Origin of the sequence: Lentzea nigeriaca (assembly GCF_016907955.1) — a bacterium.
Lineage (GTDB): Bacteria > Actinomycetota > Actinomycetes > Mycobacteriales > Pseudonocardiaceae > Lentzea > Lentzea nigeriaca.
The window spans coordinates 419,690-434,334 of sequence record NZ_JAFBCX010000006.1 but is presented as its reverse complement, the minus strand read 5'-3'; the positions used below and the strand labels follow the sequence as shown (position 1 = coordinate 434,334).

Here is a 14,645-nt window from a genome sequence, read left to right as displayed (position 1 = left end):
CTGTCAGACCCTGACGGCCGCTGACAGCTCCTGATCAGCCGATGGTCAGCGCGGGTCGGCACCTTGTGGGCAACACCGACCCACAGGGGGAAACACCATGACGAACGTCCTGATCTCCGGCGCCAGCATCGGCGGTCCCGCGCTCGCATACTGGCTGCGCAGGTACGGCTTCGACGTCACCGTCGTCGAGCGGGCGCGCGGTCTTCGGCCCGGCGGCCAGGCCATCGACGTGCGCGGTCCGGCGTTGCAGGTCATGGAGCGCATGGGGCTCGGCGACCAGCTTCGGTCGGCGGGCACCAACATGCGCGGCATGACCATGCTCGACGCGGACGGCAACGAGCTGTTCAGCTCCACCACCCACACCATCAGCGGCGGCGACCTGTCGAGCGCAGACGTCGAGCTGCTGCGCGACGATCTCGCGAACATGCTGTTCAACGCCACCGACGGCGTCGAGTACCTGTTCGACGACACGATCACCGCCATCGACGGCAGCCGCGTCACGTTCGAGAAGGCCGCGCCCCGCGACTTCGACGTCATCGTCGGCGCCGACGGCCTGCACTCGAACGTCCGCCGGCTCGTCTTCGGGCCGGAGGAGCAGTTCATCAGCCACCTCGGCATGTACCTCGCCGTGTTCACCGCGCCGAACTTCCTGAACCTGGACCACTGGCAGACGTTCCAGCAGGGTGAGATCGTCGGCGGCGGCATCATGAGCGCCCGCGCCAACGCGGAATGCCGTGTCTACATGGGCTTCAACGGTGAGGTCGACTTCGACCACCGCGACGTCGAGGCGCAACGGCGGCTGATCGCGGAGAAGTTCGCCGACGCGGGCTGGGAGTGGCAGACGGCGCTGAAGCACATGTGGGAGGCACCGGACTTCCACTTCGACTCGATGAGCCAGATCCGGATGGAAACGTGGTCGAAGGACAACGTCGTGCTGCTCGGCGACGCCGGCTACTGCGGTTCACCGATGTCCGGTCAGGGCACCAGCATGGCGTTGGTGGGCGCGTACGTGCTCGCCGGTGAGCTGCGGGACAACCCGGCGACGGCTTTCCAGCGCTACGAGGAGATCCTGCGGCCGTACGTGACGGCCAACCAGGACATGGCGCTGAGGAACCGGGAGGGCGGCTGGGAACGGCAGGAGGACTTCGACGACGTGGTGAACGGCTTCCAGCTCACAACGTACTGAACAACTCGTCGATCGCGTCGCGAACGTCGTCCTCGGGGATCACGGCACCGGTGAAGCGCACCACCGCCGTGATCCCCTTGGCGTCGAGGTGGCGGAAGTCGGTGAAGTCCAGGCCGTCCAGCGCCGCGAGGACCTCGGGATCGTCGCCGAACTCCGTCTGGTTCAGCACTTCCCGCGCCGAGACGACCTGCCCGTCGCGCGCGAACGACAGGCGCGTGAGCCGGTTGACGTTCCAGAAGTGGCTCGCGGCCTTTCCGTTGCGGGACAGGCGCTCCAGGACGTCCCGCAGGGAACCGCGGTAGTTGTTGTCCTCCACCACGATCACCCCGCCGTCGATCTCGACGGCGATGGCGTCCTCCTCGAACTCGTCGACCACGTCGTCGACGTCGAGCCCCATCGCGACCGTGATCGTCGCGGCCGTGTCGAGCAGTTTCTCCAGCCACCGGAACCCGGCTTCCGGCGCGACCCGAGTCTCGGGTGCGGGCTCGCCGCGCAGGAGATGGCCGACGCGGTCGGTCTTCTTGTGCACCACCGGTTCCGCGTGGGGTGCCGGCCAGATCAGCAGCTCGTAGCGCTCGTCGTCGTCCCCGTCGCGGCCCCGCGCGTGCACCCGGACGCGGAACTCGCCCGGCCACGGCGGCATTCCACCGGGACCGAGCCGGGCGTCACCCTTCTCCGCCGTGAAGCTCACCTCGGCGACCTCGTCCCAGTGGGCGAGCTCCGGTTCGCCGGGGACGTCGAGCGTCACCCGCGCCCACACGGGGACCGTGCCCTCCGCGATGCCGGTGCGCACGGCGAACCCGGTGTCGACCGCGCTGACGAGACCCGTCGCCGCGAAGTCGGCCCAGGAGTGGCTCGGTTCCTCCACGAACATGAACTCGTGGTCGAACACCGGAACGCTGGTCGACCACGATGAGCCCGTGTACTCGGCCCGCCGTTTCTCCAGCAACGCCCGCTCGTACGCCGGAGGCTTCGGCGTCTCCGGCAGCAGCAGCGCGGTCACCCCGATCGCGATGCCGATGATCGCCGGCGGGTTGGTCGCGATGGGCGTGCCGATCGCGCGCAGGACGGCGGTTGCCGTTGCCACGGCCAGCGCGAGATGCGCCGCGCCGTGCTTGGCCGCGACGGATGCCTCGTCCCCGTCGATTCCGCTGAGGTCGAGCAGCGCCGTCATCGACCGCACCTGGTCGGTGATCAGCTCGATCGCGCCGGGATGCACCGCCGCCACCAAGGTGACCGGCGTCGTGAGCGCGCTCTGGCCACTGGCGGAGATGATCGAGAAGGAACTGCCGTCCGGGAGTGGCCGCAGACCGGCCACGACCTCGGCGGGCGCGGTCAGCGTCAGCCGCGCCACACCCAGTTCCAGTGCTCCGAGCAGCCGTTCCGCGGCCAGTCCGGGAAATCTGCCGAGCGCACGCTGAGCGGGCGTGCCGTGCTCGTGGTGGCCGGTCCACCGCTGTGGTTCGTACCTGCCGAGTTCCGCGGCCGCGTCCGGCGGGATGAGCGCCTCGATCGACGGTACGGCGGCGGTGATCAGTTCGTCGAATTCCCCCACGGCACGATTGTGCCGCGTGATGGTCCAGCTCACAGCCATTTGACTCAACATGATCCCTCGCGGACGATCCAGGGAGACAACAGCATCCGCACGCCGCGGGGGAAGCCGGTGCAACTCCGGCACTGACCCGCAACGGTGAAAGTCCGACTGCCCGTGACGCGCGGTAGCTCCAGCAACCCCGTCGAGGACAGCGGGGCAGGGAGGCGCAGTGATCCGGAAGTCCGCTCTGGTCGCGTTCGTCGCGGCCGCGCTCGTGGCGACACCGCAGGCGCGGGCCGTCGAGGCCGCGCCGTCCGCGGGAACGTGGCTCGCCGGCCAGTTCGTGAACGGCGACCATCTGCTCAAGGGCCCCGACCTCGTCGACGAGGGCCTCACGGCCGACGGCGTGTACGCGCTCGCCGCCGCGGGGGTCGGCAAGTCGACCGCGCGGAAGGCGGCCGCGTGGCTCGCCGCGTCACCGCAGCTCGAAACGTTCATCGGCGACGGCGAGGCCGAGTCCTACGTCGGTGGCCTCACGAAGCTCGCGCTCGTCGCGCAGACGCTCGGCCAGGACCCGCGCAAGTTCGGCGGTGTCGACCTGCTCGGCCGGCTGTCCGCGTTGCAGGACAAGGACGGCCGGTTCCGGGACAAGACCGATCCCGAGTTCGACATGACCAACGCCTTCACCCAGTCGCTGGCGGTCATCACGCTCAAGCGCGCCGGTCAGCCCGTGGACGCACCGGTCAAGTTCGCTGTTTCCACACAGTGCCAGGGCGCGGGCTTCCCGATCGTGTTCGGTCAGCCCGCCTGTCAGTCCGATGTGGACGCGACGGCGATGGTGTTGCAGGCACTGCTGGCCGCGGGCGAGAAGACCGCGTCCGCCAAGGCTCTCGACTGGCTCGTGGGCCAACAGCGGGCGGACGGCGGTTTCCCGGCGGCTTCGGCGGGATCGAACGCCAACACCACCGGGCTCGCTGTCGGCGCACTCGTCGCGGGTGGTCGTGCGGACGCCGCGGACAAGGCCGTGGCCTACCTTCGGACGTTGCAGGTGGGTTGTGCCGGACCGGAGGCGCAGCGCGGCGCGATCGCCTACGACAGCAAGGGTTTCGAGGCGTACTCCGCGATCCGTGCCACGACGCAGGCGGTGCTCGGCCTGGCCAGGGTGGGCCTCGCCGACGTGACGGCTTCTTCGTCAGCCGTGGGCGTTCCGGCCGTCGACTGCGCTACACCCGCGTCCACTCCGCCGTCTTCTTCCGCGCCTGCCCCGGCAGGTCCCGTCCCGGTCGATCCGCCGCTCGCCGCCACCGGCCCCGACCAGGCCGTGCCGCTGACCCTGTTCGGCTCCTTCGCCGTGGTCGCCGGTGCCGTGCTCGTCTTCGTCTCCCGTCGCCGGAAGGTTGGTGCGTGATGCGCCGCATCCTCGCTGTTCTCGCCCTGGTAGCCAGCTCGTTCGTGGTCGTGCCGGCCTCCGCCGACGACTGCGCGGGCGTGAAGCTCGTCGTGGACTTCACCGCGTTCGGCGGCGGTGTCGAAACCGGTTGTGCCGCAGGCGATCCGGCCACCGGCCTGGCAGCCCTGAAGGACGCCGGCTTCCCGTACACGTTCGTGCCGCGCCGGCCAGGACTGGTGTGCCAGATCAAGCTGCTGCCGAACCCGTGCACCATGCCCACTACCAGCGCTTACTGGTCGTACTGGCACGCCACGCCCGGCGGCGCCTGGACCTACAGCACCTCGGGCGCCGGCACCTACGACCCGGCCCCCGGCACCGTGGAGGGCTGGTCGTTCGGCGCGGGCGCCGCTCCGGGTGCCACCCCGTGACGAGGCTCTTCTTCGCGCTGGCTCTGGTGATCGCGTGCGCGATCCCGGTGCCGGCGCACGCCGCGGGCTGTGACGGCGTGACCGTCGTCGTGGACTTCCGCGGCCTCGGGGGAGGCGTGCAGCAGGGTTGTGCGCCGGGCAGTCCGGCGTCCGGGGTGGCGGCGCTGTCCGCGGCCGGGTTCGGCTACACGTACGCGTCACGGCAGCAGGGGTTCGTCTGCCGCATCAACGGAAAGCCGGGCACGGACGCCGACAAGTGCGTCACCACGTCGCCTGCTTCGGCGTACTGGTCGTACTGGCACGGGTCTGGCGGGTCCTGGTCCTACAGCAGCCAGGGGGCGGCGACGTATGTGCCTCCGCCTGGCAGTGTCGAGGGCTGGGCGTTCGGCGCGGGGGAGCAGCCTGGGATCGCGCCGCCTGCTCCCGTGCCTGTGCCGCCGGCTCCACAACCACCCGCTCCCAAGCCACCGGTCGGTCAGCCGTCGGCTCCGCAACCGCCTGCGGTGACCAAGACGACCACTGTGCCGCCGACGTCGTCCGCGGCGCCCGTGTCGTCCTCGGAATCGGCTCCGTCGTCGACATCCTCGGCCGCGGAGCAGACCTCGTCGGTCGTGATCGATGAGAGGTCGCAGCAGGTTCAGGAGAAGTCCGGGTCCGGATGGCTGTGGACGGCCATCGGTGTGCTGGTGATCGTCGCGTTGGTCGTGGCCGGTCTGGTGGTGGCACGGCGTCGTCGCAGCACGGACGACGAGTGAAGGTTCTTTCGGCACTCGGAGGCGTCGCTGTGCGGGGGGCAGAGTGAAAGTTCTTTCGGCGCTGGGAGGCGCGGATGGCGCGGTACGGCGGCGAAGTGAGGTCATCTCCGGAGCTGGTGGCGCAGTGAGGCTTCATTCGGGTGCGTGGTGGCTGTGGGCCCTGGGCCTGGCCACCGCCGCCAGCCGCACGACGAACCCGTTGATGCTAGGCCTGATCCTGGCCGTGGCAGGCGTAGTCGTCGTGACCTGCCGGGCCACCACACCGTGGGCCGGAACCTATGGCGTGTTCCTGAAGTTCGGCCTCCTGGTCATCGCCCTCCGCGTGCTCCTGCACGTCTTCCTCGGCGGCGTCGCAGGCCCGACCACTCTCTTCACCCTGCCCCAGGCCCCGCTCCCGCACTGGGCCCAGGGCATCCGCATCGGCGGCCCCGTCACCGCCGAAGGCCTGGTTTTCGCGCTGTACCAAGGTTTGCTGCTCGCCACGATCCTCAGCTGCGTCGGCGCAGCCAACGCCCTCGCGAACCCGAAGCGCCTCCTCCGCTCCCTCCCCGCCGCGCTCTACGAGGTGAGCGTGGCGGTCGTGGTCGCGCTGACCGTCGCACCGCAATTGGTCGCGTCCGCGCGCTCGGTCCGACGGGCCCGCCAACTCAGGGGCGACACGGCACGAGGAGCCCGCGCGATCCGCACGATGTTGGTGCCGGTGCTGGAGGACGCCCTGGAACGGTCGCTGGTGCTGGCCGCCTCCATGGACTCGCGCGGGTACGGCCGCACGGCCGGCATCTCGAAGCGGGACCGGGTGCTCACCGGGGCGTTGGTGCTGGCGGGGCTGTTCGGGTTCTGTATCGGCATGTACGGACTGCTCGCCGACGCCTACTCCGGCTGGCCGCTGCTCGTGGTCGGTGCTGTGCTGGCGATCGCCGGTTTGAGAGTCGGGGCGCGCCGGGTGCCGCGCACGCGGTATCGGCCGGACCGGTGGACGGTGAAGGCCGCGGGAGTGGCGTTGAGCGGGATCGCGGGGGCTGTGGTGCTGGTGTTCTCCGGAGATCCGGCGCTGTCGCCGACGACGGTTCCCCTGCAGGCGCCGGAGTTCCCGGTCCTGCCCGCGCTGGCGGTTCTGGTGGCTCTGCTGCCGGTGGTGATCGTGAGGGAAGCATGATCAGGTTCGAGGACGTCACGATCACCTATGCCGAGCGGCCTGTGCTCGCGGACATCTCGGTGGAGATTCCCGAGGGCGAGCTGTGCCTGGTCGTCGGGCGGACCGGCTCCGGCAAGTCGACGTTCCTGCGCGCGATCAACGGCCTGGTCCCGCATTTCAGCGGTGGCACGCTGGCCGGGCGCGTGCTGGTGGACGGGCGGGACACCGCGCGGTTTCCGCCGCGTGAGCTCGCGGACGTCGTCGGGTTCGTCGGGCAGGACCCGGTGGCGGGCTTCGTCGCGGACAACGTCGAGGACGAGCTCGCGTACTCGATGGAGTCGCTGGGACTGCCGGGGGACGTGATGCGCAAGCGCGTCGAGGAAACCCTGGACCTGCTCGGGCTCGCGCAGCTGCGAGATCGTCCACTTGCGACTCTGAGTGGCGGTCAGCAGCAACGCGTCGCGATCGGTGCTGCCCTCACCGCGCATCCGCGCGTCCTGGTTCTCGACGAACCGACGTCGGCGCTCGATCCGGGTGCGGCCGAGGATGTTCTGGCTGCCGTGCAACGACTTGTGCACGACCTCGGCATGACCGTGGTGATCGCCGAGCACCGCCTCGAACGGGTCGCCCAGTACGCGGACCGCGCACTGCTGCTGCCCCAAGGCGAGATCGGCGAGGTGGGCGAAATCCTCGCCGCCGCACCGGTCGCACCACCCGTGGTCCGGCTCGCGCAGGTCGCCGGGTGGTCGCCGGTACCGGTGTCGGTGCGGGACGCGCGCCGGCACGCGACGTCCCTGCGCGAGAGGTTGCCCGAACCCGCGACCACGATGCCCGCCCCGGTCGAGCCGGTGCTCGAAGCGCGGGACATCGTGGTCAAGTACGGCGATGTCCGTGCTGTGCAAGGGGTTTCGCTCGACATCGGCGCTGGTGAACGCGTCGCGGTGATGGGCCGCAACGGTTCCGGCAAGTCGTCGTTGCTGTGGGCGGTGCAGGGCAGCGGCAAGCGCACCTCCGGTACGGTCTCCGTCGGCGGAACCGATCCCAGGGCGCTGAAGCCCGCCGAGCGGCGCCGAACCGTGGCCCTGGTGCCGCAACAGCCGTCGGATCTGCTGTACCTGGAGACGGTCGCCGAGGAGTGCGCGCAGGCCGACGCCGAGACCGGGCAACCGGCGGGAACGTGCCGGAAGGTGTTGGAAGGCTTGGCTTCCGTGCCGCAGGACACCCACCCGCGCGACCTGTCGGAAGGTCAACGGCTGGCGCTCGTGCTCGCGGTGATGCTGACCGGTGCGCCCGACGTGCTGCTGCTCGACGAACCCACGCGCGGCCTCGACTACCCGGCGAAGGAAGCGCTGGCAAGCCTCCTCAAGAACCTCGGCAGCGCCGTCGTCCTGGCAACGCACGACGTCGAGTTCGTCGCCGAGTACGCGACGAGGGTGATCGTGATGGCCGAGGGAGAGGTGGTCGCGGACGGCCCTGCCCGCGAGGTCGTGACGTCGTCGCCGATCTTCGCCCCGCAGGTCAGCAAGATCCTCGGCCCGTGGCTGACGGTCGCGGACGTCGAGGCGGCCCTGTGATCGCGATCGGGAGACGATCAGCGGTCGCCCTGGCGGTGTCCGGCGTGATCGGGCTGGCCGCGTTCACCTGGCCGTTGTTCGTCGCACCGTCCAGCGACATCGCGCACGCCGGCGACGCGCCGTGGACGTTCGCGCTGCTGCTGCCATTGGTCCTCGCCGTCGTGCTGGCGGAGCTGAGCGAGAGGGGCATGGACTCCAAGGCGATCGCGATGCTCGGCGTGCTGTCCGCGCTCGGTGCGGCGATCCGGCCGTTGGGCGCGGGCACGGCGGGAGTCGAGACGATCTTCTTCCTGATGGTGCTGAGCGGCAGGGTGTTCGGGCCGGGCTTCGGGTTCGTGCTGGGCAACACGACGTTGTTCGCCTCGGCCCTGCTGACCGGCGGCGTCGGGCCGTGGCTGCCGTACCAGATGCTCGGCGCGGCCTGGGTCGCCCTCGGCGCCGGTCTTCTCCCGCAGTGGCGCGGCAAGGCGGAAATCGCGCTGCTGGCTCTGTACGGAGTGGTCAGCTCGCTGGCCTACGGGTTTCTGCTCAACCTGTCGTTCTGGCCGTTCGCGGTCGGCGAGGGCACCTCGGTGAGCTTCGACCCGAACGCGTCCGCGGGCACGAACCTGCTGCGACTGCTGGCTTTCACGCTGGCCACGTCGCTCGGCTGGGACCTCGGGCGGGCGGTCACCACCGCGCTGCTCGTGGTGGTGACCGGTCCCGTGCTGCTGAGGACGCTGCGCCGGGCATCGAGGAAAGCCTCCTTCACATCGGCTCAGATCATTGACGGCAAATAGGAGTTCTGGTCAGGCTGGACAGCGGGCCGCCGCTCTCGACTCGTGGCGATCGCGGCGCTGGCTGGTCGCCGCGGTCGACGCACAACGGCCACAAGTGGACCGCGCAGTGGTGGACGCAGGGCGAGGAACCCCGGCACCACCGGCGAGTGAGGTGTCTGGCGCGACGGCGGCGTCTGCTGAGCTCTTCTGGGTACTCCGCAGGCCATGACGGATCCAGAGGAAGCCGAGGAGTTCGCGGAAGAGGTCGGCGTCGACCCGACGCCCCAGGAGGTCGACGAGTACCGCGACCTGACGGAACCAGGTGAGTGGCGCGCCGACGAGAAGATGGGACCGGGCGGCGCGCCCGCACCGCAGGACGGGGGCGACCCGACCGGCGGCTCCGGCGCGTGACCTGGTGCGGGCGAGTACCGCTCGCTCGCACCGGGTAACCGGATGCAGTGGATGCCCGAGTTGCCGTTTTTGCTCCATCCCCGCAGCTGACGATCACCGTCGAGGACCTCGACGGTGATCCCGACGTGCACCTGCACGCCGGTGGCCAGGGCTTCTGGCAGTCCAGGATGATCGCCGCGCTGGGCGTCGAGGTCGTGGTGTGCGCGGCGTTCGGCGGCGAGACCGGCCGGGTGCTGCGCGCGTTGCTGGAGGACGAGAACGTCGCTCTGCGTTGGCACGAGGTCACCGCGCGCAACGGCTCCTACGTGCACGATCGCCGGGACGGCCACCGTTCCGAGATGGTCGAGATGCCGCCGGACCCGTTGCCTCGGCATGAGCTCGACGACCTGTACGAGTCGACCTTGGTGGAAGGCATCCGTGCTGGTACGGCCGTGCTGAGCGGCCCGTCCGACGACCGCGTCCTGCCCCCCGAGACGTACTTCCGGCTCACCTCCGACCTCGCCGGGAACGACTGCCGCGTGATCGTCGACCTGTCCGGTGAGCGGCTGGCCGAGGCCATCAGGGGCGGTCCGCACGTCGTGAAGGTGAGCCACGAGGAACTGGGTGCCGAGGAGCTGCCCGACCTGGTGCGGGCGTGCCGGAAAATCGCCTCTTCCGGCGTGCACGCCGTGGTGGTGTCCAGGGCGGACGAACCGGCGTTGGCGCTGCTCGAAGACCAGTTCTACCTGGTGCGGATGCCTCGGCTGGAGCCCGTCGACACCCGTGGCGCCGGCGACTCCATGACCGCGGGGATTTCGGCGGGGCTCGCGCTGGGTATGCCGCTGGAGGACGCGGTGAAGCTCGGCGCGGCAGCGGGAGCGGTGAACGTGACCCGGCACGGCCTCGGCAGCGGCGGGGGAGAAGCGGTGCGCGAGCTGAGCGACCGCGTGGAACTGGAACCGATCGAGGAATGAGCGGATGCGTGCGCTGATCACCAACGACGACGGAATCGACTCTCCCGGCCTCGTGACCTTGGCCGAAGCCGCTGTGGCGTGCGGCCTCGACGTCATCGTCGCGGCCCCGGGGACCCAGTCCAGCGGCACGAGCGCGTCGGTCGCGTCGGTCAGTGAGACCGGCCGCGTGGTGAGCGAGCGCCGCGCGCTTCCCGGCCTCGACGCGGAGGCCTACGCGGTCGCCGCGCACCCGGCCCTGATCTCGCTGATCGCGTGCCGCGGCGGCTTCGGCGGCAAACCGGATGTGGTGCTGTCCGGTGTGAACCTGGGTGCGAACGTGGGCCGCGCGATCCTGCACTCCGGCACGGTCGGCGCGGCGCTGACCGGCCACCTGAACGACGTCTCGTCGATGGCGGTGTCGCTCGACGTCGGGTTGGACGGGCCCGAACCGTTGTGGGACAAGTCAGGCGAGGTCGTGCGCGCCGTGCTGCCGATGCTGCTGGACATGCCCACCGCGACGGTGCTGTCGTTGAACGTGCCGAACATCGTTGACGTGCAAGGAATTCGCTGGGCGCGGCTGGCGCGGTTCGGTTCCGTGCAGAGCCGCGTGGACGAGGTGGACGAGAACGAGATCGAGCTCGTCACCGTCTACTCCGAAGAATCGCTCGTGCCGGGCACCGACACGGCGTTGCTGGCGGCCGGCTACGCGACGCTGACGCCGCTGACCGCGATCGCCGAGGACGTCACTTTGGAGCGGCCTTCCCCGGCCTGGCCAGTGTGATCACCAGCCCGATCAACGCCGTGCGCACCTCGAGAAAGCTCTCGGTCGTCACGTCGTCGAGCGAGAAAGCGAGCATTCCGAACGAAATCAGCAGGAGCAGCCCGTACATGCGGGCGAGATCGTGCCGCCACGCCATCACGACGCCGAGCACCCCGACCCCGAGCTGGATCACGTGGTAGTCGGGGTCCAGTCCGAACACGTCGAACCATCCGAACGCGAGCTGCAACAACCCGGCCGACAACGTGAGGATCTGCGGCCTCGTGAACTGCAGTTCGTCGCTCAGCAAGGCCATGGTCCGTCCTACCCTTCGGATCGCCGCCAGACCGCGTCGTACTGCGCTTGTCGTTCGCGGTCCCGCGCGGCGTTTCGCTCCCGGCGCCCTGAGGTCGCCGATCCTCGCGGGTACCCGTACCTGGTGAGCCGGTAATCCACGCTTTCCGGCGCGTAGGACAACGCGAAGTACAGTCCTACAACGAAACCGAGCGCTCCGCACGCGATGGCCAGCGGCCACGGCGATCCGAGCCCGAACACCAGCGCCAGCGTGATGGCCGTCGTCAACGGCGTGACCTGCACGAGGCTGCGGATCGTGAAGCGCACCAACCACTTCGGACCGGTCACGTCGCGGTAGACGAACTCGCGGTGTTTCCGCGGGACCCGCCCGCCCGCGTAGTACCAGACCTTCAGCGCGGGGTTCACTTCGTCGCCTTGGCGATCACTTTGTGCAGCACCTCGTTCAGCTGCGCGAGCTCCTCGAACGTCATGTCCAGCTGCTCCACGACCTTGAAGGGGATTTTCAGCGCTTCCTTGCGCAGTTCCCTGCCCTGCTCGGTCAGGGTCAGGGCCAGCGCGCGTTCGTCGTTCTTGTCCCGTTGGCGCTCGATGTAGCCGATCGACTCCAGCCGCTTGAGGAGCGGGCTGAGGGTGCCGGGGTCGAGCTGCAGCACGTTGCTGAGGTCTTTGACCGTGCGCGGCGACCGCTCCCAGAGCGCGAGCATCACCAGGTACTGGGGATGGGTGAGGTTCAACGGCTCCAGGATCGGGCGGTACACCGCGATCACCGTGCGGGACGCCACGGCGAGGGCGAAGCAGACCTGACGCTCCAGTTCGAGCGGGTTGTCCGGGATACTTGGTGTACTAATCATTAGTGTACACGGTATCACGCCTTGCCTAGGTTGAAGAGGTTCAGCGGGTCGGGCGTGTGCTCCACGGCCTGCTGCACGTGGCGCACACGTCGGGGCCGAGTTCGCGGATCATGCCGTCGCGTTCGAGCAGCCCACGCCGTGCTCGCCGGTGACGGTTCCGCCCAGGTCAAGGGCCTGATCGATGATGTCGGCGAACGCCGCCTGCGCGGCGACGCGGGCGTTGTCGTCGCCGAGCGGGGTGATCAGCAACGGGTGCGGGTGGCCGTCGCCCGCGTGGGCGATGATGGCGATCCGCACACCGTGCTTCACGCCGATCTCCTCGACGCGGGCGAGCATCGCCGGCACGAGCGACCGCGGCACGCAGACGTCCTCGGGGTAGGTGAGGCGACGGGTGGCGAAGGGCCTCTGCCTCGGCCGAGTCGGTGGAGCGCTCGGTCCAGGCGGCGCCCGCGTCAGTGAACGTTGGCGCCGCCGGACAGACCGGTGCCCGCACCCCCGCGGCACGATCGGGATTCCTCGCTCCGCACAGGCGTGGACAGCGCGTTGAACGTCCTCTGTGGACTGTGGGCGGAACGCGGCGGCAGGAGTGCCCGCCGGCGCCCACTCGGCCTCGTCGTGGCTCAGGTTCGCGAGGGTGGCCGGGTCGGTGAGCAGGCCGGGCAGGTCCGAGGTCGTCATGATTCCCAGCGTGTCACCCGCGAGCTACCGGGTAGACGACTGACATGGCTCGCACAACCGTCGTCATCGCCTCGCGGAACCGCTCCGTCAGCCTGATGCGCACGCTCGCGCACCTCAGCGAGCTCGCGGTGCCGGTGATCCTGGTGGACAACGCGTCCACCGACGACAGCGTCGCCCTCGTGCGGCAACGGTTTCCGCACGTCGAGGTGCTGGAGTCAGCGGTGAACCTCGGTGCGGTCGGGCGCAATCTCGGCGTGCGCGCGGCGCGGACCCCGTTCGTGGCGTTCGCCGACGACGACTCGTGGTGGGCACCCGACGCGTTCGAACGAGCCGAGCCGATCTTCGACGCGCACCCGGACCTGGGCGTGATCGCCGCGCGCACCCTCGTCGGACCTGCGGAGACACCGGATCCGATCACACCGCTGCTGCGGCACAGCCCGCTGGGCGACGGTGTCGCGGGACCGGCGGTGCTCGGGTTCATGGCCTGCTCGGCGATCGTGCGGCGGCACGCGTTCCTGGAGGTGGGCGGCTTCAGCCCGGTGTTGTTCTTCCGCGGCGAGGAAACGCTGCTGTCGTGGGACCTCGCGGCGGCGGGGTGGGCGCTCTGCTACGTCGAGGACGTGGTGGCGCACCACCATCCGGCGGTCGACCGGGAGCCCGGCGGTGATCTCGTCGAGCGGCGCAACGCGGTGCTGGCCTCGTGGATGAGACGGCCCGTGCACCGCGCGGTGGCGGCGTCGCTGAAGGACCCGCGGGCGTTCCGGGCCGCGGTGCCCCGGCTGCGCCAGGCGCTCCGGCAGCGACACGCGCTGCCGAAGCACCTGGAACGGCAGATCAGGAAAGCGAGCGGACCGCCGCGGCGAGACGCGTGATGCCCTCGTCGATCTGCTCCGGAGTGACACCGGAGAACGCGAGGCGCATGGCGTTGTCGCCGCCCTCCAGCAGGAAGTCCGAGCCCTTCACGAACTCGACACCGTGCTCCTTGGCCACTCCGAAGAGCTTCTCGACGGACACGCCCGGCAGCTCGACCCACATGAAGTAGCCGCCCTGCGGCGCGGTGAAGATCGCCTCCGGCAGTTCGCGCTTGAGCGCCGTGACGAGGGCGTCACGGCGGGCGCGCAACGCGGTGCGGACGTTGACGATCGACTCGTCGATGCGGCCGGAGCGGCAGTACGAGTTCACGATCGACTGCGCCACCATGTTCGGCGAGATGTACGTGGTGGTGGCGATGTCCTGGATCTTCTTGATGACGGCCTTCGGACCCACCAGGTAACCGCAGCGGATGCCGGGCGCCATGGTCTTCGAGAACGACGAGGCGTAGACGACCTTCTCGTTCTTGTCCTGCGACAGCATGGTCGGCAGGGGCTCACCCTCGAAGCGGACCTTGATGTACGGGTCGTCCTCGAACAGCACGAAGTCGTACTTGTCCGCGAGGTCGAGCAGCCGCGCGCGCTTGGCCTCGGACAGCGTGTAGCCGGCCGGGTTGTGGAAGTTCGGGATGATGTGCGCGAGCGACGGCCGCACACCGCTCTCCAGCAGCTGCTCCAGCGCGTCGACGTTGATGCCGTCGGTCTCCAGCTCGATGGCGTGGATCTTGGCACCGCGCTGACGCAGGTTCAGCAGCGTCCGGTCGTAGGTCGGCGCCTCGACCACCACGTCGTCGCCCGGCCGCACGAGCAGCTCGAAGAGGAACGCGTCGGCCTGCATCGAGCCATTGGTGACGAGCACCTGCTCCGGCTCCACGCCGTGCTGGTCCGCGAGCCACTGCCGCAGCGGCACGTAGCCCACGCTCGTGCCGTACGCGAACGTGCCGCCTGGGTCGTCGGTGAAGGCTTTCTGCGCTGCTTCGCGCAGGCCCTCCTGGTCGATGATGTCGAGAGAGGGTGCTCCGCGCGTGAACAGAATCGAGGCCATGCGCGGAGCGTACAACTCCCACATTTT

Annotated in this window: 17 protein-coding genes and 1 riboswitch; of the genes, 11 read left to right on the top strand and 6 right to left on the bottom strand. The window is 69.7% G+C overall.

What is annotated here, in order from left to right; all coding sequences use genetic code 11:
- Positions 1–97 precede the first annotated feature (97 nt).
- Complete coding sequence (locus JOD27_RS23450; protein WP_204764390.1) at positions 98–1,186, top strand: FAD-dependent monooxygenase; 1,089 nt, start codon at positions 98–100, stop codon at positions 1,184–1,186.
- Here JOD27_RS23450 and JOD27_RS46740 read toward each other — a convergent pair.
- Complete coding sequence (locus JOD27_RS46740) at positions 1,173–2,741, bottom strand: DUF6461 domain-containing protein (protein WP_204764389.1); 1,569 nt, start codon at positions 2,739–2,741, stop codon at positions 1,173–1,175. The two genes, JOD27_RS23450 and JOD27_RS46740, sit on opposite strands and share 14 nt — an antisense overlap.
- Before the next feature lie 81 nt (positions 2,742–2,822).
- Positions 2,823–2,902, top strand: a riboswitch (adenosylcobalamin-variant (AdoCbl-variant) riboswitch).
- A gap of 47 nt (positions 2,903–2,949) precedes the next feature.
- On the opposite strand from JOD27_RS46740, the gene JOD27_RS46735 reads away from it, so the two are divergent.
- From JOD27_RS46735 to surE, 9 genes are all read left to right on the top strand, one after another.
- The gene (locus JOD27_RS46735) at positions 2,950–4,128 is read left to right on the top strand and encodes an LAVTG motif-containing sortase-dependent surface protein (RefSeq protein WP_204764388.1); all 1,179 of its coding nucleotides are present in this window, start codon (positions 2,950–2,952) and stop codon (positions 4,126–4,128) included.
- Positions 4,128–4,538, top strand: coding sequence for an SCO2322-related protein (locus tag JOD27_RS23435; protein ID WP_504739945.1), 411 nt, complete (start codon positions 4,128–4,130; stop codon positions 4,536–4,538). The genes JOD27_RS46735 and JOD27_RS23435 overlap by 1 nt, the downstream gene beginning before the upstream one ends.
- A complete protein-coding gene (locus JOD27_RS23430; protein WP_204764386.1) occupies positions 4,535–5,293 on the top strand; it encodes an SCO2322-related protein in 759 nt (252 codons plus the stop codon). The genes JOD27_RS23435 and JOD27_RS23430 overlap by 4 nt, the downstream gene beginning before the upstream one ends.
- Positions 5,294–5,417: 124 nt before the next feature.
- Positions 5,418–6,449 carry a CbiQ family ECF transporter T component gene (locus JOD27_RS23425; RefSeq protein WP_204764385.1) on the top strand — a complete coding sequence of 344 codons (1,032 nt, stop codon included), beginning with the start codon at positions 5,418–5,420 and terminating at the stop codon, positions 6,447–6,449.
- Complete coding sequence (locus JOD27_RS23420) at positions 6,446–8,002, top strand: ABC transporter ATP-binding protein (protein ID WP_204764384.1); 1,557 nt, start codon at positions 6,446–6,448, stop codon at positions 8,000–8,002. The genes JOD27_RS23425 and JOD27_RS23420 overlap by 4 nt, the downstream gene beginning before the upstream one ends.
- A complete protein-coding gene (locus JOD27_RS23415) occupies positions 7,999–8,781 on the top strand; it encodes an ECF transporter S component (protein ID WP_307830289.1) in 783 nt (260 codons plus the stop codon). Before JOD27_RS23420 ends, JOD27_RS23415 begins: the two co-directional genes overlap by 4 nt.
- A gap of 204 nt (positions 8,782–8,985) precedes the next feature.
- On the top strand, positions 8,986–9,171 hold the full coding sequence (locus JOD27_RS23405) for a hypothetical protein (protein ID WP_204764614.1): 186 nt from the start codon (positions 8,986–8,988) through the stop codon (positions 9,169–9,171).
- Positions 9,172–9,218: 47 nt separating this feature from the next.
- Positions 9,219–10,124, top strand: coding sequence for a 1-phosphofructokinase family hexose kinase (locus tag JOD27_RS23400; protein WP_204764382.1), 906 nt, complete (start codon positions 9,219–9,221; stop codon positions 10,122–10,124).
- Positions 10,125–10,128: 4 nt separating this feature from the next.
- On the top strand, positions 10,129–10,884 hold the full coding sequence (gene surE, locus JOD27_RS23395; protein ID WP_204764381.1) for a 5'/3'-nucleotidase SurE: 756 nt from the start codon (positions 10,129–10,131) through the stop codon (positions 10,882–10,884).
- Here surE and JOD27_RS23390 read toward each other — a convergent pair.
- The 4 genes from JOD27_RS23390 to JOD27_RS45150 all read right to left on the bottom strand — a co-directional run bounded on the left by JOD27_RS23390 (position 10,847) and on the right by JOD27_RS45150 (position 12,704).
- Positions 10,847–11,176 carry a hypothetical protein gene (locus JOD27_RS23390; RefSeq protein ID WP_204764380.1) on the bottom strand — a complete coding sequence of 110 codons (330 nt, stop codon included), beginning with the start codon at positions 11,174–11,176 and terminating at the stop codon, positions 10,847–10,849. The genes surE and JOD27_RS23390 overlap by 38 nt on opposite strands.
- Positions 11,177–11,184: 8 nt before the next feature.
- Positions 11,185–11,580, bottom strand: a complete 396-nt coding sequence (locus JOD27_RS23385; RefSeq protein WP_204764379.1) for a DUF5313 family protein — start codon at positions 11,578–11,580, stop codon at positions 11,185–11,187.
- The gene (locus JOD27_RS23380; RefSeq protein ID WP_204764378.1) at positions 11,577–12,026 is read right to left on the bottom strand and encodes a MarR family winged helix-turn-helix transcriptional regulator; all 450 of its coding nucleotides are present in this window, start codon (positions 12,024–12,026) and stop codon (positions 11,577–11,579) included. The genes JOD27_RS23385 and JOD27_RS23380 overlap by 4 nt, the downstream gene beginning before the upstream one ends.
- A 108-nt stretch (positions 12,027–12,134) precedes the next feature.
- Positions 12,135–12,704 carry an FAD-linked oxidase C-terminal domain-containing protein gene (locus tag JOD27_RS45150; RefSeq protein ID WP_239568285.1) on the bottom strand — a complete coding sequence of 190 codons (570 nt, stop codon included), beginning with the start codon at positions 12,702–12,704 and terminating at the stop codon, positions 12,135–12,137.
- Between the two features lie 44 nt (positions 12,705–12,748).
- Here JOD27_RS45150 and JOD27_RS23365 point away from each other — a divergent pair, with 44 nt between their 5' ends.
- A complete protein-coding gene (locus JOD27_RS23365; protein WP_204764377.1) occupies positions 12,749–13,576 on the top strand; it encodes a glycosyltransferase family 2 protein in 828 nt (275 codons plus the stop codon).
- Here JOD27_RS23365 and JOD27_RS23360 read toward each other — a convergent pair.
- Positions 13,539–14,618, bottom strand: a complete 1,080-nt coding sequence (locus JOD27_RS23360) for an aminotransferase-like domain-containing protein (protein WP_204764376.1) — start codon at positions 14,616–14,618, stop codon at positions 13,539–13,541. The genes JOD27_RS23365 and JOD27_RS23360 overlap by 38 nt on opposite strands.
- Positions 14,619–14,645 lie beyond the last annotated feature (27 nt).

Bases quoted from the DNA above. Each gene is read 5' to 3' on its own strand.
- JOD27_RS23405 (WP_204764614.1), top strand. From the start codon at position 8,986: ATGACGGATCCAGAGGAAGCCGAGGAGTTCGCGGAAGAGGTCGGCGTC.
- JOD27_RS23360 (WP_204764376.1), bottom strand. From the start codon at position 14,618: ATGGCCTCGATTCTGTTCACGCGCGGAGCACCCTCTCTCGACATCATC.
- JOD27_RS23435 (WP_504739945.1), top strand. From the start codon at position 4,128: ATGCGCCGCATCCTCGCTGTTCTCGCCCTGGTAGCCAGCTCGTTCGTG.
- JOD27_RS23420 (WP_204764384.1), top strand. From the start codon at position 6,446: ATGATCAGGTTCGAGGACGTCACGATCACCTATGCCGAGCGGCCTGTG.
- surE (WP_204764381.1), top strand. From the start codon at position 10,129: ATGCGTGCGCTGATCACCAACGACGACGGAATCGACTCTCCCGGCCTC.
- JOD27_RS23390 (WP_204764380.1), bottom strand. From the start codon at position 11,176: ATGGCCTTGCTGAGCGACGAACTGCAGTTCACGAGGCCGCAGATCCTC.
- JOD27_RS23365 (WP_204764377.1), top strand. From the start codon at position 12,749: ATGGCTCGCACAACCGTCGTCATCGCCTCGCGGAACCGCTCCGTCAGC.
- JOD27_RS45150 (WP_239568285.1), bottom strand. From the start codon at position 12,704: ATGACGACCTCGGACCTGCCCGGCCTGCTCACCGACCCGGCCACCCTC.
- JOD27_RS23380 (WP_204764378.1), bottom strand. From the start codon at position 12,026: ATGATTAGTACACCAAGTATCCCGGACAACCCGCTCGAACTGGAGCGT.
- JOD27_RS23450 (WP_204764390.1), top strand. From the start codon at position 98: ATGACGAACGTCCTGATCTCCGGCGCCAGCATCGGCGGTCCCGCGCTC.